This window comes from Paenibacillus sp. FSL R7-0272 (assembly GCF_037969905.1).
GTDB lineage: Bacteria > Bacillota > Bacilli > Paenibacillales > Paenibacillaceae > Paenibacillus > Paenibacillus polysaccharolyticus.
On sequence record NZ_CP150221.1, the window covers coordinates 4,089,203 to 4,109,032 of the forward strand.

Sequence of the window (19,830 nt, forward strand, 5' to 3'; positions counted from 1 at the left end):
TAAACCGTTATTCCGGTTTTACCAGGAACAGAGGCTGTCCGTATTCGACAAGCTGTCCATTTTCAACCAGCACTTCAACGATTTCTCCCTTGATGTCCGCATCAAGCTCGTTCATCAGTTTCATGGCTTCGATGATGCATACCGTTGTTTTCTCAACAACTTTATCACCCACACTCACAAAAGAACCAGCTTCCGGTGAGGAAGCTCTGTAAAATGTACCTACCATCGGAGATACAATTTTATGTAAATGACTTGTTGTATCGGCTTGCGGGGCAGCCTCGCTAACCACTGCGGTAGCAGCAGGTTGCACCTGAGGAGCAGCAATCACTTGCGGTTGTACGGCAGCAGCCTGTACGAACTCCGTTTTACCTGGTTTGCGAATCGACAAACGTGATCCTTCATTTTCAATTTCCAATTCCTGAACAGAACTTTCATCAACCAATTTGATCAGTTCTTTAATTTCGCTCAATTTAAACATTTCCATTATTCACTCCTTCGGCATCATGCCAGTCTCACGAGGACGGTCATATGGCTTTTAGTATTATATCATAATCATTAAAAATGGAAAGAGCCCGAGAGTCGAACAGGCTCCCGGGGCTTCCTTATCACATTTCCGATTACTGTTCTGTGACATATTGCACGCTGATTTTGTTCTGTGATACAGACAATTCTTTCATAACCAGATCAACAATAGAAACCGCCTGTTTAACGTCAAGTTTGTCACTCAGAACCACCACTTTATACTTGTCAGCCTCTTCTTGAACGACTGCATTTGCGAATTGCTGGGAAAGTGTCTCTTCAATGCCTGTAATTTTGGCTTCTTTATCTTCAAGTACCCGGAGCTGTTCTGTTGCTTTTGCATTTTCTTCCGGTGTTTTACTAAGATCTCCTGCAATGGTCATCAATTCCTCGTACTTACGGTTGTTACTCTCTTCACGCTGCCACTGGTAATTCTGGAACTGACTGCTTGCCGACACAGCCGTATTTTGCTGTTCCATCTCTTTTAGCACTTCTTCATCCGTTTTAGCAGCAGTCCCCTCTGTTTTCCCTTCAGTTTCCGGGGTAGTCGCCGCTCCTTTTTCCGCACTACTTTCTGACTTTTGATCCGTTTCTCCTTCTTTGCTGCCCGGTTCAGTAGCAGGTGTTTTTTCTGCGCTTCCCGCTTCCTTACCTTCTGCGCCAGTTGTGTTTTCGGCCGGGCTCGCCGCACCGGAATCACCCTTAATCTCTCCGCTGTTCACGACCTCGTTGATCACCAGACCTTCTGTTGGATCAAGAATACCGGCAGTTTCCTTTGCCTCGCCTTGTTTCATCGCATCTACTTGCTGACTGTCAGCCACAGGGGGATTAACGGGCCCGGAATCTTCAGTAAAGAGATAATAGGCGGACAAGATAACCATTAGACTCAGCATGGAAACGAGCCATATTGTTTGACGTTTGTTATTCATTTAGAAGTTCCTCCTCAAAAATAGGGTTGATTCTGACAACACATCTCTTCTTATCGTCATTCAAAGCTTTAATCCTGTTTGCGCGGAACAACCGAGATCCGGTAAGCCGCTACGTTCAAACCTTTTTCAACGGCATCTGTAATGAGGTCTTTCACAACCTTGTTCTCTGCACCTTTTGCCACCACCAGCACTCCGCGGATTTGAGGTTTCAGCTTTTTCGTGACAATGGGTGTCTGATCCCCTGATAATTCATACGTAATGATCTCACCGTCACGGGTATATTGCGTCATATGCCGTTTACCGCCATTGGCATCCGTCTCTTCGGTAAGCTGCTGTGAATCTTTGACGTTCCGCTGCACCACGAGTTCTTCCGTAGAATCCACGGTAACCATCACATCCACAGTGCCTACACCAACGATATTTTCCAACACGCCTTTGATCTTGTCTTCGAATGCCACTTCAATCGCCTGAAAAGGGTTTTCTTCCAACAAACCACTTTGCATCGTCGACATGGAAGTAGCTTGTTCTGGTGGTTCACGACCGATGTTTTCAGAATCGATCTTTTTGACGTTGACAAAGGAATTAAAGAGCATGATGCCCACACCGATCAGTCCCAAAATGATTAACCACCGTAAGGTTTGACTGCGCTTCGCACCACCTTCACCGCCACCCATCCAGCTTTCCAGCTTTTTGAACCAGTGTTTCATCGGACCGCCTCCTTTTCAGAGCACTTCTGCATTTTCTCTCTCCGTCACTCGCACCTGGCTCGCATCAACTTCCCACTTCTCCTTGAGCAATGTGATAATTTGTACTGCGTGTTCAGACCGTGAAACACTAGTTTGCTTAACGTTTGAATCTTCACTATCATTCCGGGTAACGGAGGGTTCGGATGCTTGATTAGAAGCTACCTGATCTCTCTTTGGTTGCTCGGATCGCTGCCCGTTTGACTCAATCTGTATATTCTTAATTTCAACTGGATCAATCTGCACAGGTTGAGTACTCGAATAATTTTCATCATGTTCTAACGAATCTTTGGTTTCTGTCATCGGGTTGCTACTCACAGGTTCGGCCGCATCCCCATCCGTTTTTGAATCACCCTTTCCACTTGCTAGTTGCACCTCCACATGCTGAATGACAGGCAGTTCAACAGAAGTGGTTGCTTGGGTATCCGAATTTGATTTCTTCATCGCCAGTTGTACCTCAACCGACTGAACCTTTGCTCCAGTTGTCTCTTCAATCTGACCTTTCATAACGTTAGCGAGTTCCTTCGCCGTCCACTTTAGGGACTGTTGTTGTTCACTCGCCTGCATTCGCTTCCCTTGAGCCAGAATCTGCTCCAGTGTGGCTTGCCCGTCAGGAGGTGCATCCATTGCGGTCATGGCGCGTTTTAGTTCCCCTACCGGATCACTTTTCAACAGTTTCGTGATGGGGGATAACAAGGTCAGTAGGATGAGAAGGCTCAGCACAAGCTTGACATACCGTTCCATGGAACGATTCGGGAGTAGCATATCTACAAACGTTGCCAGTAAAACGATCATGATCAGATCCTGCAGCCAGTTGCTCAGCCACCCCATCCTCTCCAGCCCCTTTCCCTGCAGACAGGTAGTTAACGCATCATCACTGTCAGATTCCCTGCGGTCAGCAGAATCGTAATTGCCAGGAAAAACATGAGTCCAACGGCGGCCAGTGCCGCGAACACATAAATCATGCTTTTACCAATCGCTTGCAAGCAATCTACGATCGGCGTCTCTCCCAAAGGTTGCATGATCGCTCCGGTCACGTTGTAGATCAAGGCCAGCGCCAGAATTTTAATGGCCGGAAACGCACAGAGGAACAAGATAATAATGACACCTGTCAATCCGATTGCATTTTTGACAAGCAACGATGCCGTGATCACGGTATCCGTTGCATCTGCAAATGTCCTCCCTACAACGGGTACAAAGTTTCCTGCAATATATTTGGCTGCCTTCAAACTGACACCATCCGCAACCGACCCCGAAGCTCCCTGTACCGAAATAACCCCCAGAAACATCGTCAGCAGAATGCCCAGCAAGGCTACACTGATGTTTCGCAACAGGTCAGCCATTTGTGTCAATTTGTATTTATCCGAAAGCGAGCTCACCAGATGCAGCACAGCCGAGAAGAAAAGAAGCGGGAACACCAGCAGATGGATCAGCGTACTTACGAGATGAATCATGAAAATAATTAGCGGGTGCGTCACCGAAACGGTAACGACATTACCCATCGAAGCGAGCAGTGTGAACAGAAGTGGAACCATCGCCATCATAAAGTTGATCATGCCGGATATAGCCTCTTTTGCATAACCAATCGCTACGCTGAAGCTGTTGATTGCGATGATAATGATGACCAGATAACAGATGGCATATGCAATTTTGCTAATATTGTTCTTCTCAAAAGCAGTCTGAAGTGTCTCCAGAATCATGCTCAGCACTGTTAACATCACGATCGTGACCAAAAGTTTGCCGTTATATAAAATTTCATGCAACATAAACGTGCCAATCGCCGAAAATACCGATTTCAGACTGAATCCTTCATTCCCGGGAATTAACATATCCATGAACGATGGCGTTTTGCCTTCTGGAAAAAAACCACCGTACTGTTTCATCAGTTGATCCCAATATTTCTCGACCTGATCCTTCGGAAGCTCATCAGCCTGCTGCTTTATCCACTCGTTTGAAGGTGTGGTGGCTACAACCTGTCCAATTACACCGAACATGAAACATATCATCAGCACAATGATGAGGCGCCAGCGCGGCTTGTTATGCATCAATTTCATCAGTTATCCGCCCGCCCTTTCTACACTGGCATCAGTTTCATCACGGTTTCGATAATGATGCTAATGATCGGAATCGCGAGTACAAGAATCAGCACTTTGCCAGCGAGTTCAATCTTGGAGGCGATGCTCTCTTGCCCTGCATCTCTGACAATCTGTGCACCGAATTCAGCAATGTAAGCAATGCCGATAATCTTCAATACCGTTTTCAGATAGATGCTCTCCATACCGGAATTTTCAGCAAGTCGCTTCAGCACTTCGATGACTGTGCCAATTTTGCCAATCAACAGCATAAAGATCACTACACCAGTGGCTGCCGCAATCAGAAAGGCAAACATCGGCTTTTGTTCCTTAATGACTAAAATCAATACGGTTGCAATGAGTGCCAGACCAACAACTTGAATAATCTCCACGGGTCACCACCATCCGGCTTCATGACCGATTTCATTGAAAAAGAAATATGGATTTAATCTCTTGTAGCAGGCTGTCCAGCATTCGAACAACCATGAACAGTACAACGACAAATCCGATTACGGTCACCCAGTGAGCCATATCTTCCTTTCCCATTTGTTTCAATACGGTATGAATCATCGCTATAATGATTCCAATGCCCGCAATTTGAAAGATTGCGTTCACTTCTAAATTCATGACCTTGGCACCTCGCTATCCCGGCTATTTCAGAAGATCAGTATGACGATTAACGCTCCGACAAGCATCCCCAGGCTGCGGCTCATTCGTTCGTACTTCACTTGATCGGCCTGAGCGCGGGATTCCTCATGCATAAGTTGCTGAATGGCTAACGAAATATGTTTGGTCTGATCTTGACGATCACTGGTGCCAAGGCTGTAACTCAACTGTAGCATGACCTCCCGCTCGTCTGATTTCATCGCTGATTTCCCCCATGCCTCCTCGACACCGGCTTGCAGACTCTCCCTGGCTGTAAGGCCATGTGGGGGTTCCATCTGTGTGGAGGCGTGTAAAAAAAGAGTTCTCACCGGCTCTTTGGTCTGGGCCCCCATCTTGTTCATCGCATCAGGCAGCGGCGTTAAGCCGTAATTAATCTCTGTCATCAGCCGCTGTAGGGCCGCAATCAACTCACGTAGCTGCCTTGGCCGTAATGCATATTGCCTCGCCTTGTGAAAACCAGCGAGAGTACTTGCTAGCAGAATCAGCAAGGCGCCAAGCATATTAAGCAAAGGCTTCACCTCCTGACCCGGTCTGTTGCAGTCCTCTCATCTTGCCATCGGACAGTCGAAAGCTCATGCCTCTGCCTGTTCGCTGTAGCTGCACATAACGCTGAAACATCTGCTCGGCAATCAGTGTTTTCAAGGCAGGTCTTGCAGCTAGTTCAGACAGATCCCTTGCGTGAGCCGTGGCAATGACAGAAACTCCTGCATGCAGAGCCTCCATAACTGCCTCCGCATCCTCTGGCCGACCAATCTCGTCCACAATCAGAACGTCCGGTGACATGGAACGAAGCATCATCATCATGCCTTCAGCCTTGGGGCATCCATCCATTACGTCTGTGCGCGGCCCTACATCGAAGCTAGGCACACCTTTATAGCTTCCCGCTATCTCAGAACGTTCATCTACAATGCCCACTTTTAGTCGCGGACGTATCCCATGCCTCAGTTCACCACCGGCTGTCAGTTTCGTGCCGTTACTGATCTGCCTTGCCAAATCTCGCAACAAGGTCGTTTTGCCTTGCTGCGGTGGAGATAGTATCAGGGTATGCATCACCTGTCCGTTCCTCATATCTAGCAGGTATGGAAGAATCGGGTCAGCCACGCCCTGCACTTCCCGCGCAACACGGACGTTAAATCCGTTGATATCCCGTAAATATTCTACACGCCCTCCACTGAGCACCGTCCGGCCAGCAAGTCCGATTCGATGCCCTCCCGGGATGGTGATGAATCCTTTTCGTAATTCTTCTTCCAAGGTATAGAGCGAATGATTGCTTATGAGATCAAGCAGTCTGTGCGTTACTTCTTTCAGAGGAACATATGCTTCCTCTGGTTTTCCCGTTGGTATACCTTCTGGGGTGAGAAAGTGATAGTTGTTGCCTGCATTAATTTCCAGCGGCCTGCCTTCTCGAATACGGATTTCCTCTACTTGTTCCAATAAGGCGGGCGGCATTCTGCCCAGAATGGTTCGGATGGGTTCCGGAAAAAGATCCCTCCATTTCACTTTCATGAGTAGGCTCCTCCAACTTGATTAATTTCATCTCTGATGCTTGTTCATATCTCAAGTTTATGCCTGTACATTCATTTTATGACGCTGAAATCTATCAATTCTTCAAGGACGATGAATGAGAGCCAAAACTCATAGACATCTCTTGTTCTAGGCACCTGTCTAGACATTCATGCATATAGTGCTTGCAGACAGATGGACTGTTCCACTGATAAACCAATGCTCGATCCCGAGGAACAAAAAGGAGTTGTGGGGTGTGCGTGTCGACGTTGTAGGTAATGTAAATGAAGTACGAACGATAGATATTGAAGGGCGAAGTGTGGTTGTCATTGATGTTTTGCGAACAACAAGCACAATTGTGACCGCGCTTGCTCATCATGCTGCGGGAGTTATTGCTACGGAGACTGTTCCGCAAGCCAAACAGATGTTGGTAGGAAACAGTATTCGGGGCGGGGAACGTTTTGACAAACAAATAACCGGATTCGATGCGGGTAATTCTCCCTATGAATATATGAGTGGTGACATTGCGGAAAAAGTCATTATCCTCACCACAACAGATGGTACAAGAGCTCTGATTAAAGCATCCAGAGCCAGACATATACTTGCGGGAGCATTCTTAAATGTTAGAGCGGTTGCTTCCGCTCTACTGGAATTACAACGGGATATTTTGTTATTATGTGCCGGTGAGCAGGATGAGTTTGCTCTCGAGGACGGCCTGTGTGCCGGATGTATTATTGAAGAGTTGTATCGTCAGACCCGTTCGCCACTGCAACTGAACGATCTTGGTATTATTCTGCATCAGGCTGTGTCTCAGTGTCATGACCAGCTTACAGATCTGGTTCGCACATCATCCAGTGCACGCAGACTGGATAAACTAGGGAAAATGCATGATGTTACCTATTGTTCACAATTGAATCTGCTGGATTGTGTACCAGAGATGAGGGAAGGGAACGAGCTAAAACCTTACCGTAAAGTAAGAGGAGGCAACATGTGCAAACGACTATAGTCACAGCTAAAAGAGGTGTACTGCTGCCTAGTGGCAACGGTACACCTCTTCCTAATTATACGTTTATTCTACGCATCATTTGCAATCTTATCTGCGAACTTGCGGTCCACCGATTACGGCTTGCTCAGCTGTATCCAGATCGTAAGCCGTGTGCAGAGCTTTAATCACGTCATGAAGCTTCTCTCCATCGATAACGCAGGAGACCTTGATCTCGGAAGTGCTGACCATTTTGATGCTTACGCCTTCACCTGAGATCACTTTGAACATTTTAGCAGCTACACCTGGATGGCTCACCATACCTGCACCAACAATCGAGATTTTAACCAGGTTCTCTTCGGAGGTAACTTCACGGTAAGGCAACCGGCTGTGCAGACCTTCAATGACACGAAGTGCTTTCTCGCGATCAGACAGTGCAACCGAGAAGGAGAAGTCCGCTTTGCCGTCCTGAACCCCGCTCTGCACGATAATATCGACGTCCAGTTGCTCACTAGCCAGTTCGCCAAATACTTCGGCAAGGACGCCCGGGACATCCGGAACACCCAAAATACTGATGCGAGCTACGTTTTTGTCATACGCGATTCCACTTACCACTACTCCTTGTTCCATTGCCGCTTCCTCCTTCACAACCGTTCCTTCATTATGGTTAAAGCTTGATCTTACAATCAAAGGTACACCGGAATGCTTTGCGTACTCAACAGCACGTGGATGCAATACCGCCGCTCCCAGATTCGCAAGCTCCAGCATTTCGTCGTAGGATATTTCTTTCAGTTTGCGCGCTACCTTGACGATCCTCGGATCTGTGGAATAAATTCCGTCCACATCCGTATAGATCTCGCAAGCGTCCGCTTGAATTGCTGCTGCGAGCGCAACAGCTGTTGTATCCGAACCACCGCGGCCCAGTGTAGTGATCTCGCCGTCTTCCGTCATGCCTTGGAAACCAGCGACAATAACGATATTGCCTTCAGCAAGCGCAGATTTGACACGTTCAGGACGGATATCCTGAATCCGGGCTTTACCGTGAACCGGTTCTGTTCGGAAACCGGCTTGCCATCCTGTAAAGGATACGGCCTTGCGTCCAAGTGCCTGAATGGCCATGGATAATAAGGAGATCGAAATTTGTTCCCCTGTTGTCAACAACATATCCATTTCACGAGCAGGCAAATCACTGTTTAGCAGCTTCGCCTGATCAATCAAATCATCTGTAGTATCTCCCATGGCCGAAACCACGACGACACATTGATGTCCTTCATCCGCTTTTTCTACAACACGTCCGGCTACACGCTTCATGCGTTCTGTATCTCCGACCGAGCTGCCCCCAAATTTCATGACGTACAATGACAACGCAAATCCACTCCCTACCTTGTGCAGTATGCATCAATTGATATCTTTCGTCATTATTCTCTACGAGAAATGACTTTAACCCAGTATATTACGAAAGCGTCTGATAGGCTAATCTTTTTTCAAAAAAACCCTCTGCCATATTCATGGCAAAGGGTTTTCATTCTTGCATTAAAGCTTACAGCAAGTGAAAGTTACGCACGGGAAGAGTATTTACCTTCACGTGTATCAATCAGAAGCACGTCGCCTTCATTGATGAACAAAGGAACTTGTACATTCAGACCTGTTTCCACTTTTGCGTTCTTCGTAGCGCCTTGTGCTGTGTTACCTTTAACGCTTGGCTCTGTTTCAATAACTTTCAGCTCAACGCTTGTAGGCAAGTCGATACCCAGGATTTCACCTTGGTAACTAACGATCTTCACGTTCATGTTTTCTTTAAGGAAGTTCAGTTCCCACTCCAGTTGATCACTAGTCAGTGTGAATTGATCGTATGTTTCATTGTCCATAAACGTATGCTCAGAACCACTTGCATACAGGTAAGATACTCCACGGTTTTCGATAATTGCACGGCCAATCGTTTCACCTGCACGAAATGTTTTTTCAACCGTATTACCATTACGAAGGTTTTTTAACTTGGAACGTACAAAAGCTGCGCCTTTACCTGGTTTTACGTGTTGGAAATCAAGCACGGTATAGATATCGTTGTCTACTTGCACGGTCAAACCTGTTTTAAAATCGTTAACTGAAATCACAAAAGATCCCTCCTGATATAAGTAAAAAGTGTTTGGGTATGTTAGCCAATAACGGTGAACTTTTTGTCCGATTTCGTAAGAATATGAATACCTGACTCGGTAATCACAACGTCATCCTCAATTCGTACGCCGCCAAGTCCATCAATATAAATTCCCGGCTCAACTGTAACCACCATTCCCGGTTTCAACACATCATCGCTAAGCTTGGACAGACGCGGAGCTTCATGAACCTCCATACCCAGACCATGGCCCGTGCTGTGTCCAAACTGTTCTCCATATCCATAGCCTGCAATGATATCCCGAGCAAGTGCATCCGCTTCCCGTCCGGTCATACCTGGTTTCAGGTTCTCCAGCGTATGTAATTGTGCTTCCAGTACGATGTCGTAAATCTTGCGCAGTTCAGGTACAGGATTACCTGTTGCAATCGTACGTGTCAGATCTGAACAGTATCCGTCCAGCAACGCACCAAAGTCAAACGTAATCAGTTCGTCCTGTCCAATTACTTTGCTACTTGCAACACCGTGAGGCATAGCAGAACGTTCGCCTGAAGCGACAATGGTGTCAAAGGAGGAGCTGGTCGCCCCATGCTTGCGCATGAAGAACTCCATTTCAAGATCCACTTCACGTTCAGTCATACCCGGTTTCGCAAATTGCAAAACGTGGCTGAATGTGGCATCTGCCAAATCTGCAGCACGCTGCATCACTGCAATTTCGTCAGCATCCTTGAACATCCGAAGCTGCTCAACAATGCCGGATACTGCTGTAAGTTTAACCGATTGCAACGATTCCGCATAAGAAGCGTGCGTACCAAATGTAACCGAATCCTGTTCGAAGCCAACTTCGTTGATGTTCGCTGCAACCAGCAAATCACGTACAGAATCCATCGGTTTTACACCGTGCTCCACCACGTTGAAGCCTTGCGCTTGCGTGGATGCCTGTGCCATATAACGGAAATCAGTAAGCAAATAAGCTTCCTGTTCAGTAATAAGCACATATCCTGCCGAACCCGTAAATCCCGTCATATAACGGCGGTTAATCGGATTCGTAATCAGCATTGCTTTGAGTTCACGCTCGGCCATGGCCTCACGTAACTTGTGTACTCGTTTGTTTTCCATCGGTAACCCTTCTTTCTCTCACATTCCCGGGTTCCCGGCTCAGGTTTGTTTGTCCAGATGACGCACGAGAGCCAGCAATCCCAGTTCATAGCTTACTTCGCCAAATCCGGCAATCTGCCCGATCGTTTCTGCTGCTAGCACTGAATGATGTCTGAACGCTTCGCGTGCATGAATGTTGGATAGATGAACCTCCACGGTAGGAACTTTCACGGCATTGATTGCATCCCGTATCGCATAACTGTAATGAGTAAAAGCCCCGGCATTCAGCATGATCCCGTCTGCCTCACCCATTGCGGCATGAATGCGGTCAATAATGTCTCCTTCATGGTTGGATTGATAAAAAGCGATGGAGACGCCCAATTCTTCAGCCTGTCTGCGAATTTTGTCTTCAATATCCTTCAGACTAAGCGTTCCATAGATACCTGGTTCACGAACACCAAGCATGTTCAGGTTCGGGCCATTGATCACAATAATTCGTTTCATCGCTGCTCCACCCTCTCTGCAAATAACCATCTGCTATTTTAACACAGCCGTTACCGGATTGAGAAGCTTTTTTGCGTCTAGGCTCCTGCGTGCTCTGGCTCCCGTTTCCTTTCGTCGGTGTACTCCATCGCTACGGTGTAACCTATGAACAGCCCCCAGAGGAGAAAGAAACAGATTTCTGTGAAAATTGAATCCCATGTCAATTGATTTAACGGTTTCATCATTCCGAGTTTAGGTCCAAGCAGAATAAAGAGGATCACCCACCAGACGATCCCATACACCATACCGGGAAACGGCCCTTTTAATTTGCGGATGGTAAAGGTATATAACAGTGACGCAAAGATGGAAAACACGATAAAACACAACCAACCTGTCAAGTGACCTGCCGGCGTATAAATATATTTATGCTTGAAAAAAGGCTCCGCCAGAAAACCCACGGGTACAACGGTAAAATGCAGAAAATGAAATAGCCAGTGGATTCCTCCCCAGATTAGCCCGGCAAAGAACCCCAGTTCCAGCGCAAAGGAAAACGGATTTGTGAAATAGTGCGCATCTCCCTGCCTTGGCACGGAACGCCGTTTCGTCACGTTTTCGTCACGTTCTCGCGGTCGTTGCCGATTTGTGCGCTGATCCGTTTTACCTTCGTGATTATGATTCGTTAATACGTCCTCATGAGTATGATCTGTCATCATAAACGTCCCCTTCTTCGCAAGATGATCTCGCAGGCGTGCTAGATATTTTCTCACAGTTCTAGGGCGTAGTATGTTCAAAACAGGACAATCTTAACAGCAGCACTTGCCTTTTCTCTCGTAAACTAGAAATTGCTCTCAAAATTCGATACAATAAGGATATTAAACTGCCTTTGATTGTAAAGGCTTAGAACAGAATAGGAAGGTGAATAATTTGCCTCAACAATCCAAGCCTGTCAGCTACGGGGGGCAAGCTGTCATCGAGGGCGTAATGTTTGGCGGTAAACACGTCAATGTTACGGCCGTTCGTAGAAAAGACGGCGAAATTACGTATCTGGAAGTTCCCAAGCAAGACAAGACCTGGGTCATGAAATTGCGGCGGATTCCTTTATTACGCGGAATTGTCAGCATTATAGATTCAAGTGTCAAAGGTAGCAAACATCTTAATTACTCTGCTGACGCTTATGCTGATGATGAGCTCGAACCTGAAGAAAAAGCCAAACAACAAGAGAAACAAGGAACTGGCTGGAGCCTTAGCATGATAATCGGTGTTACTGCGGTAGCCATACTTTCCTTCCTTTTCGGCAAAATTGTACTGACGTTGCTGCCTGTCGTGATCGAGGACTTCTTATTTAAAAATGTATTCGACAATCAATTTCTGCATAATGTATTGGAAGGTGTCATCAAACTGATCCTGTTACTCGCTTATCTGTGGCTAATCTCACAGACACCAATGATTAAACGCCTGTTTCAATACCACGGGGCAGAGCACAAAGTCATAAGCGCATACGAAGCTGGCGAAGAACTTACACCAGAAAATGTTCAGAAGTACAGCAGGCTACATTACCGCTGTGGTAGTAGCTTTATCATGTTGACTGTCATCATCGGTATTTTCTTATACTCCGTATTCACATACGATAATTTATGGGAACGGATGGGACAGCGTTTGCTCTTGTTGCCAGTCGTACTAGGTATTTCGTTCGAGCTACTCAAGATTACGAATTCGCTTCGTGATATTCCTGTCTTACGTTATCTGGGATACCCTGGCCTGTGGTTGCAATTGCTTACGACCAAAGAACCTACGAACGCCCAAGTGGAAGTATCCATTGCGTCTTTCAATCGCATGCTTGAACTGGACGCGAAACTTGCCAACGTTTCGACCGCAACGGAAGTTCCTGTAGCAACACTTGATCCTGTGAAAGGGTGAATGAAATGAATAAGCAGGCTATTGTATTTTGGGCATTCATTGTACTGGCTGCTCTTGGGGTTATCAGTTTTATAACTAGAGCTTCGTTGTCCAGTATTCTCATCCCTCTGATCGTGTTCGGAGTTGTGTTCCTGCTGTACAAATTCCCGCCTGCCCGTTGGTCACGAAAAGCCAAAACACCAAAGATCAAACCTTCGGCAAAAACGATGGCTAAAGTGAACGCACAGAATAATGTCAATGCAAGAAAGAGCAGTTCGTCCAAGAAACGCAAGGACTATCCTTTTCAGGTCATTCAGGGCCAGAAAGGCAAAAGCAACGAAGAGGACGTTCCCAAATATCACTGATTTGTCATTCCGGTGATGTCTCTGTTTTCTTCTCACAGTAAAATGTAAAATAAAACCCAAAAAGCAATTCTCCATCATCCGGAGAATTGCTTTTTTCACGTTTCTATATGGGAACCAGCGGCGGCGAATCCGCCTGTTTCTTCCGCATTTCTTTTCGCTGCTTTTCCAATTGCTCGTTGTACATCTTCGTATTCCATGTGGTGAAAAATTCCAGACCAGAGGCCACACCTGAGCGATATAAGTTCGTACTGTCTTGAACGGAGAGATTAAATTGTGTCGGTTTAATACCCAGCGTAGGAATTTTGACCGTACGGAATCGGTTAATCTGCTCAATGTAACGCTCATCGTGAGCTGTTAACATGGTCTCGACAAGCGCTTGCAACATGGTCAAAGGTCCTTTAATTCGTGCAGGTTCTACTTCTGTCTTACCTACCATTTTAAAACCGACTACTGGAATGATCTCTCCCCCTGATTCAGAGCGTTCTCCATCGAACAACCACAGTGGGAAGTTACTCAGTAGCCCTCCGTCCACGACATACACAAACTGATCTTGGAAAGGTAGCCCCTTGGACATCATCGGTGATTTCCGAATAATGACAGGATCGAAAAAATACGGAATGCTACAACTCATACGTACAGCTTTAGCAACCTCAAGCTTCGCCGGCTCAATACCAAAGCGCCGAATATCGTCGGGCAAGACGAGAATGTTTCCGTTAGAAATATCCGATGCGGTAATGAGCAACTTTCCAGGTGGCAAATCAGCGAAGGTTCGGATTCCTTTTTGTGCCAGCATTTTGCGTATCCATGATTCCAGTGCTTCACCTGAATATAAACCTTTTTTCAAAAACAATCTTGTTGCTGGACCAATCCAGCGTGTATTAAATATAGGCGACCGTTGCAGAAGCGAAGCAAACGGCGTACTCTCAATGATTTCTTTCATCTCCTCGGCCCGGTAACCCGCAGCCAGTAGGGCAGCAACAATCGAACCGGATGATGTGCCAGCAACTCGGTTGAATTGCACTCCGCAGTCCTGTGCTCCCTGTACAGCTCCTGCAAGGGAAACCCCTTTTACGCCTCCACCTTCAAAAACGCCATTAATTAACACAACGAAAAACCCCCGTTCTCCAGGCAGCCATACTTCTACTGCCACTGTATGAGAACAGGGGTTGGTCATATAACTATGAGTTGAAGAATCCGTGATCATTAACATAGAAAAATTAACGTTAGACTAGACCCTACAATCCATAGTAAGCTTTCAGTCGTTCAATCAAACCGAGTGGGTTTTTCGTAAGATACTGGGAACTGAAATAAATGTCTCCGCCAATAGATGGATACTTCTGATTATATGTCAATTGATCAATGATTTCTTGTGATGTCTGCCACCCAATCTCTGGCGTTCCGAGTTTATAAGGAGAATGGCCGATGTACAATTTTACATTGGTATTGGCTACCTCATTAACCCACCAATCGACGACCTTATCGTATCTTGCTGCACTTAGCGTCATGCTCCAGTATACCTGTGGTGCAACGTAGTCGATCCACCCTTGTTTGATCCATGTCCGAACATCTGCATTCATGCTGTCATAAGCAGTTACGCCTGCTTTGGTATCTGAGCCAGTCAGATCATTTGCTTTGTTACGCCATACACCAAATGGACTGATCCCATACTCTACATTAGCTTTCGCTTGATGAATACGTTGTCCAAGTTGCTGTACAAACTGATTAATGTTGTCACGGCGCCAAGCTGCACGGTCTGTTGAACCTGACGTGTTATACATTTTGTAAGCAACATCATCATTAAAGGTCACATTGGAAGGATAGAAGTAGTCGTCCAGATGCACTCCATCCACGTTATAGTTATTCACAACTTCCATAATGGTATCCATAATATGCTGCCTTGCTTCTGGAACACCTGGATTAATATATAGTTTACCCGATGCATTTACAATCCAGTCCGGATGTAGCTTGGATACATGGTTAGTCGCCAGATTGGCTGTTGTTGCTGAGTTCGTTGCCCGAAACGGATTGAACCAGGCATGAAATTCAAGCCCGCGTTTGTGCGCTTCCTCAATCATAAAAGCCAGTGGGTCATAACCTGGATCTTTCCCCTGGGTTCCTGTCAGAACACTATTCCAAGGCACCAGACTGGATGGATAAATGGCGTCTGCATTTGCTCTAACTTGTACAAATACAGCATTGATCCCCATGTCTTTTAACTGATCCAGTTGACTTGTGTACTCCTGCTTCTGTTTATCTACATTGCCTTTCGCGCCAGAAGATGGCCAGTCACCATTAACTGTAGATATCCAGGCTCCGCGCATCTCATTCGTTGCTGGTGGGGTTACACTTCCTCCTGGTTCTGCAGGAGTTGGTTCCGGTGTTGGCGTTGGTTCTGCTCCGGTGTACAGATCAATGGTTTGAGCCGCCTGATTCCAGTTCACTTGAATCCCCAAATTTTCACTTACAAAACGAATTGGAACCATCACGCGACCTTGTTTGAGTTGCACGGAAGCATCCAGATCAACCACGGTATTGTCCACTGTCGCTTGCTGACGTCCACTCGTCATCGTAATCGTTGAATCCGATTTCTGAATCGTCACCGTCCGGGTTGCCTGGGACCATAACACAGAAGCCCCCAGTCCTTCACTGATGACCCGTAACGGCACCATCGTTACGTTCACCTTGGGCATGATATAGGGTGACACATCTGATTCCAGACGCTGACCATCCAGAAAAATAGTAATCTGCTTTGAACTTGCTGCCTGAGCGGTCATACCGACTGACTGTAATCCAAGAACAAAAATGAGCAGTAGCAACAATCCTTTACGCAATTTCATCAATACAATCCTCCAACATCATTAAATTTGCGGTAAATTCTACTAGTTTAATAGACGCTTGGCATACGGGTTTAGTTGCGCAATTGACCAAATGTTGGTTGGAATTAAAATATCGAAATTAAAAATGCTCCTCGCCATTCCATTGGCAAGAAGCATCCTTTATTTATCAACATATGAATTCAAGGCTCAAGAGTCCGTGTTACTCATGATTTCCTGAATGTTTTTTAGGTCTTGCAGACGGCTCTCATCCTGACGGAAATATTCCACAAGAGACTCAATACATGTAATGGAGTCCCAGCTTAAGTGATGTTCAATACCTTCTACGTCGTTATATATGTTCTCTTCCTGAACACCGATCGTCGTTAGAAACTGCTCAAGCAGATGATGGCGCTCCATCAACCGTTTGCCCATTTTTTTCCCTTTTGGCGTTAGTACCAGCCCGCGGTACTTCTCATAGATCAGGTACTCGTCTTTGTCCAGCTTTTGGATCATCTTCGTCACGGATGAAGGATGTACTTCCAGTCCTTCAGCTATATCAGACACACGAGCATAGCCCTTTTCATCAATCAATTTGTATATACGCTCCAAATAATCTTCCATACTGGGCGTTGGCATCTGCTTCCCTCTCTTCTCTCTGACCGGTTCTACGTACCTGGTCCCTATCTTCTAATGATACATGTTATCAATGCGCATTGGCAAGTCCTACCCGATTCCGATCCGCCTTACACAAGGATTGGCAGGCGTGACTTCTCTTCATTTGAGGCAAACTAAGTCCAGTTTCGTATTGAAAGGAGTGATTCTGTGAGCACAAGCGTGGCCCAGCCCCCTGTTAGAAAAGTAAAGGGTACTAAACCCTTTATTCCCGATTTGGTGTATTTTGAACCAGGTGCGCTTGAATATGAAAAAGGAAAACGAATTATGGAATGGGTAACCTCCCAAAACATTCCTTATCAGATGACCACTTCACACAATCGAATCACCAACCTCCCCGGTGAGACAGAGCAAGAAAAATACCGGATGGCCAAGCGAACTCTGGTTGTAGGGGTACGTAAAACCTTGAAATTTGACCAGTCCAAACCATCAGCAGAGTATGCAATCCCTATCTCGACAGGTTGTATGGGGCATTGCCATTATTGTTATCTTCAAACCACATTAGGTGCAAAACCATACGTTCGCGTGTACGTAAACACGGAAGAAATCATTGAAGCTGCCAAAGGTTACATCGAGGAACGCAAACCCGAAATTACCCGTTTCGAAGCAGCCTGTACCTCCGACCCCGTCGGTCTGGAACATATCACGGAAAACCTGAGTGACCTAATTCGTTTTATGGCTGATGAAGAATACGGGCGTTTACGCTTTGTGACAAAATATCATCACGTTGATCCACTACTTAACATCAAGCATAATGGCCATACGCGTATCCGGTTCAGCGTGAACTCGGATTATGTTATCAAAAACTTTGAACCCGCAACTTCCCGCTTTGAAGAGAGAATTGAAGCTGCAGGTAAAATAGCCCATGCCGGATATCCACTCGGTTTCATTATTGCTCCGATTATTTGGTACGATGGCTGGCAAGAAGGTTATGCTGAGCTACTGCAAAAGCTGGCAGATACCTTGCCTGAAGAGGCTACCAAAGACCTGACGTTTGAAATGATTCAGCACCGTTTCACCAAAACGGCTAAAGCGACCATTGAGAAAAGATATCCAAAAACCAAGCTGGAGATGGATATTGAGAAACGGAAAATGAAATGGGGTCGCTGGGGTCAGTACAAATATGTGTATAAAGATGACCAGCAAGATGCCCTGCGCGAATTCATTACAGAACGCATTTTCGAACATTTTCCTTTAGCCAACATTGACTATTTTACCTAATTCAACTCGTATATCATCAGATCAAAAAGCAGGTTGCATGTTCCAGAAAAGTTCTGGTTCCTGCAGCCTGCTTTCAATTATTTATTCTGCTGAAGAAGAAAAATGCTTCACGTTAAGTTGATCATCCAATCGGGTGTAATTTGCTGCAGCCAGATTGTTATTTGGGTCATCTGATCCGTGAATAGCAAAATACCCATTAAGAGCATTAAAGCTCCGCCAATCTTCATCATGAGGTTTGAATAACGCAAAATCCAGCGTGTCGAACCTATAAAGAATGCTAGAACAAAAAAGGGTAAAGCAAAGCCTACCGTATAACCTGTAATCAGTGTCAGCCAAGTTGAAGGTTCGCTCGCTGCCATGGCGATAATCGCCGTCAGAATCGGTCCGATGCAAGGCGACCAGCCTGCCGAAAAACCAATCCCAAAAACAAAGGAACCTAAATACCCCGCCGGCTTCCATTTCATATCCAGTTTGCGTTCCTTCATTAAAAATTGCGGCTTGAAGATACCTAACAAAAACAGTCCCATCAACATAATTAAAATCGCGGACAGTTGACGAATCAAATCCCGGTTATCATTGAAAAATTGTCCAAATAATCCTGCACCCAGACCCAGCGAATAAAATACTGCAGAGAATCCGAGAATAAACGCCAGTGTATGCGTTAACGTCTTCAAGCGCACCTCTCGCTGATTCCGATCCTCTTTCAACTGTTGTACAGTCATTCCCGTGATGTATGAGAGATACGAAGGATATAGCGGAAGACAACACGGTGATATAAAAGAAGCGAGGCCAGCAACAAAAGCCAGCCATACATTAACATCAGGCATGAAGCAATGTCTCCCTTCCTGGTGCTCACTTGCTCTTAAGTACTTGTTTTCAAACGATAAGTGTAGTAGTCAGAGATCAGGCTCGGAACCCTTTTTTGGCAATCATCGTTAGGATCAGCATACCAATGAGCAGTAACACAATGGTTGCTCCAGGTGCCAGGTTCCAGATCCCCGCTGTAACTAGTCCAATCACAACCGCAATCTCTCCGATGACCACCGACAGAATGATGGCTGATTTGAAGCTTCGAGCCATGAGCAGGCTGACGGCGACAGGAATGGTCAACAAGGCGGATACAAGCAGAGCACCCACGATCTTGATCGCCGTACTGATCACCAATGCTGTCATCACTGTAATTAACATATTCAGCATTTTGACTGGTAATCCAGTCACTGCAGCTGCGTCCTCCTCAAAGCTGAGCAGGAAAAACTCTTTATGTAGGAAGCCCACTACAATAACAACGATTAGGGTCACGATACCCACCAGCTTCAGATCCGCCACGTCCAATGTGTAGATGCTGCCAAACAAATAGCTCATCACATCCGCATTGTACCCTTTTCCCAGTGTGAAAAACAGTGAAGCCAGCGCTACGCCTCCAGACATAATGATCGCAATGGACAACTCAGCATAGCTCTTGTAAGCTTTACGCAACTTTTCAATAGCAAACGATGCGAGTACCGCAAAGATCAAACCAACGCCGATCGGGTATACCTCAATCAGAAAACCAAGCGCCACACCTGCGATCGTTACGTGTGACAAGGTGTCTCCGATCATCGAGAGTCTGCGCAGTACAAGAAAAAGTCCAATCAGCGGAGCAGTGATACCGATAAGCAAACCACCTGCAAGTGCACGCTGAAAAAAATCACTCCATAATATTTCCAAAACTAACACGACTCCTTCGGCCTATCATCTAATGGCCCACATACATAG

Annotated in this window: 23 protein-coding genes; 4 read left to right on the plus strand and 19 right to left on the minus strand. The window is 46.1% G+C overall.

Going from position 1 to position 19,830, the window contains the following annotated elements:
• Positions 1 to 7 precede the first annotated feature (7 nt).
• The 9 genes from accB to spoIIIAA all read right to left on the minus strand — a co-directional run bounded on the left by accB (position 8) and on the right by spoIIIAA (position 6,435).
• Complete coding sequence (gene accB, locus MKY23_RS18155; protein WP_090922713.1) at positions 8 to 478, minus strand: acetyl-CoA carboxylase biotin carboxyl carrier protein; 471 nt, start codon at positions 476 to 478, stop codon at positions 8 to 10.
• Between the two features lie 139 nt (positions 479 to 617).
• Complete coding sequence (locus tag MKY23_RS18160) at positions 618 to 1,448, minus strand: SpoIIIAH-like family protein (RefSeq protein WP_154888443.1); 831 nt, start codon at positions 1,446 to 1,448, stop codon at positions 618 to 620.
• Between the two features lie 68 nt (positions 1,449 to 1,516).
• Positions 1,517 to 2,155 (minus strand): stage III sporulation protein AG, encoded by a 639-nt coding sequence (gene spoIIIAG, locus MKY23_RS18165; RefSeq protein ID WP_336120278.1) that lies wholly within the window; start codon positions 2,153 to 2,155, stop codon positions 1,517 to 1,519.
• Between the two features lie 15 nt (positions 2,156 to 2,170).
• Positions 2,171 to 3,022, minus strand: coding sequence for a stage III sporulation protein AF (gene spoIIIAF / locus MKY23_RS18170; RefSeq protein ID WP_154888441.1), 852 nt, complete (start codon positions 3,020 to 3,022; stop codon positions 2,171 to 2,173).
• A gap of 32 nt (positions 3,023 to 3,054) precedes the next feature.
• Positions 3,055 to 4,245 carry a stage III sporulation protein AE gene (gene spoIIIAE, locus MKY23_RS18175; RefSeq protein ID WP_221788516.1) on the minus strand — a complete coding sequence of 397 codons (1,191 nt, stop codon included), beginning with the start codon at positions 4,243 to 4,245 and terminating at the stop codon, positions 3,055 to 3,057.
• Between the two features lie 20 nt (positions 4,246 to 4,265).
• Positions 4,266 to 4,655 carry a stage III sporulation protein AD gene (spoIIIAD, locus tag MKY23_RS18180; RefSeq protein WP_090922532.1) on the minus strand — a complete coding sequence of 130 codons (390 nt, stop codon included), beginning with the start codon at positions 4,653 to 4,655 and terminating at the stop codon, positions 4,266 to 4,268.
• 31 nt (positions 4,656 to 4,686) lie between these two features.
• Positions 4,687 to 4,890: a stage III sporulation protein AC gene (gene spoIIIAC / locus MKY23_RS18185; protein ID WP_017687585.1), complete on the minus strand. Its 204-nt coding sequence runs from the start codon at positions 4,888 to 4,890 to the stop codon at positions 4,687 to 4,689.
• A gap of 29 nt (positions 4,891 to 4,919) precedes the next feature.
• Positions 4,920 to 5,438: a stage III sporulation protein SpoIIIAB gene (gene spoIIIAB, locus MKY23_RS18190; protein ID WP_154888439.1), complete on the minus strand. Its 519-nt coding sequence runs from the start codon at positions 5,436 to 5,438 to the stop codon at positions 4,920 to 4,922.
• Positions 5,431 to 6,435, minus strand: a complete 1,005-nt coding sequence (gene spoIIIAA / locus MKY23_RS18195) for a stage III sporulation protein AA (protein ID WP_339831278.1) — start codon at positions 6,433 to 6,435, stop codon at positions 5,431 to 5,433. Before spoIIIAA ends, spoIIIAB begins: the two co-directional genes overlap by 8 nt.
• A 253-nt stretch (positions 6,436 to 6,688) precedes the next feature.
• Here spoIIIAA and MKY23_RS18200 point away from each other — a divergent pair, with 253 nt between their 5' ends.
• Complete coding sequence (locus tag MKY23_RS18200) at positions 6,689 to 7,438, plus strand: 2-phosphosulfolactate phosphatase (RefSeq protein WP_339831280.1); 750 nt, start codon at positions 6,689 to 6,691, stop codon at positions 7,436 to 7,438.
• A gap of 87 nt (positions 7,439 to 7,525) precedes the next feature.
• Here MKY23_RS18200 and MKY23_RS18205 read toward each other — a convergent pair whose 3' ends face one another.
• The 5 genes from MKY23_RS18205 to MKY23_RS18225 all read right to left on the minus strand — a co-directional run bounded on the left by MKY23_RS18205 (position 7,526) and on the right by MKY23_RS18225 (position 11,818).
• On the minus strand, positions 7,526 to 8,779 hold the full coding sequence (locus MKY23_RS18205) for an aspartate kinase (protein ID WP_090922538.1): 1,254 nt from the start codon (positions 8,777 to 8,779) through the stop codon (positions 7,526 to 7,528).
• 191 nt (positions 8,780 to 8,970) lie between these two features.
• Entirely contained in the window at positions 8,971 to 9,528 is a 558-nt protein-coding gene (gene efp, locus MKY23_RS18210; RefSeq protein ID WP_090922540.1) for an elongation factor P, read from the minus strand.
• A 41-nt stretch (positions 9,529 to 9,569) separates the two neighbouring features.
• Positions 9,570 to 10,643, minus strand: coding sequence for a Xaa-Pro peptidase family protein (locus MKY23_RS18215; RefSeq protein WP_090922542.1), 1,074 nt, complete (start codon positions 10,641 to 10,643; stop codon positions 9,570 to 9,572).
• Between the two features lie 39 nt (positions 10,644 to 10,682).
• Positions 10,683 to 11,126, minus strand: a complete 444-nt coding sequence (gene aroQ / locus MKY23_RS18220) for a type II 3-dehydroquinate dehydratase (RefSeq protein WP_090922544.1) — start codon at positions 11,124 to 11,126, stop codon at positions 10,683 to 10,685.
• Between the two features lie 77 nt (positions 11,127 to 11,203).
• Positions 11,204 to 11,818, minus strand: coding sequence for a YqhR family membrane protein (locus MKY23_RS18225; protein WP_253493202.1), 615 nt, complete (start codon positions 11,816 to 11,818; stop codon positions 11,204 to 11,206).
• Positions 11,819 to 12,029: 211 nt separating this feature from the next.
• On the opposite strand from MKY23_RS18225, the gene MKY23_RS18230 reads away from it, so the two are divergent.
• The gene (locus MKY23_RS18230; RefSeq protein ID WP_090922548.1) at positions 12,030 to 13,022 is read left to right on the plus strand and encodes a DUF1385 domain-containing protein; all 993 of its coding nucleotides are present in this window, start codon (positions 12,030 to 12,032) and stop codon (positions 13,020 to 13,022) included.
• A 5-nt stretch (positions 13,023 to 13,027) separates the two neighbouring features.
• The gene (locus MKY23_RS18235) at positions 13,028 to 13,366 is read left to right on the plus strand and encodes a hypothetical protein (protein WP_339831287.1); all 339 of its coding nucleotides are present in this window, start codon (positions 13,028 to 13,030) and stop codon (positions 13,364 to 13,366) included.
• Positions 13,367 to 13,469: 103 nt separating this feature from the next.
• Here MKY23_RS18235 and MKY23_RS18240 read toward each other — a convergent pair whose 3' ends face one another.
• The 3 genes from MKY23_RS18240 to mntR all read right to left on the minus strand — a co-directional run bounded on the left by MKY23_RS18240 (position 13,470) and on the right by mntR (position 16,818).
• The gene (locus tag MKY23_RS18240; RefSeq protein ID WP_339839537.1) at positions 13,470 to 14,471 is read right to left on the minus strand and encodes a patatin-like phospholipase family protein; all 1,002 of its coding nucleotides are present in this window, start codon (positions 14,469 to 14,471) and stop codon (positions 13,470 to 13,472) included.
• Between the two features lie 130 nt (positions 14,472 to 14,601).
• Complete coding sequence (locus MKY23_RS18245; protein WP_154957665.1) at positions 14,602 to 16,203, minus strand: family 10 glycosylhydrolase; 1,602 nt, start codon at positions 16,201 to 16,203, stop codon at positions 14,602 to 14,604.
• A gap of 186 nt (positions 16,204 to 16,389) precedes the next feature.
• Complete coding sequence (mntR, locus tag MKY23_RS18250) at positions 16,390 to 16,818, minus strand: transcriptional regulator MntR (protein ID WP_090922556.1); 429 nt, start codon at positions 16,816 to 16,818, stop codon at positions 16,390 to 16,392.
• Positions 16,819 to 17,004: 186 nt separating this feature from the next.
• Between mntR and splB the strand changes: the two genes are divergently transcribed.
• Positions 17,005 to 18,075 carry a spore photoproduct lyase gene (gene splB / locus MKY23_RS18255; RefSeq protein ID WP_154957666.1) on the plus strand — a complete coding sequence of 357 codons (1,071 nt, stop codon included), beginning with the start codon at positions 17,005 to 17,007 and terminating at the stop codon, positions 18,073 to 18,075.
• Between the two features lie 107 nt (positions 18,076 to 18,182).
• Here splB and MKY23_RS18260 read toward each other — a convergent pair whose 3' ends face one another.
• Together MKY23_RS18260 and MKY23_RS18265 are read right to left on the minus strand one after the other, a co-directional pair.
• Entirely contained in the window at positions 18,183 to 18,902 is a 720-nt protein-coding gene (locus MKY23_RS18260; protein ID WP_090922559.1) for a cytochrome c biogenesis protein CcdA, read from the minus strand.
• A gap of 76 nt (positions 18,903 to 18,978) precedes the next feature.
• Positions 18,979 to 19,782, minus strand: a complete 804-nt coding sequence (locus MKY23_RS18265; protein WP_090922562.1) for a metal ABC transporter permease — start codon at positions 19,780 to 19,782, stop codon at positions 18,979 to 18,981.
• Positions 19,783 to 19,830: the final 48 nt, after the last annotated feature.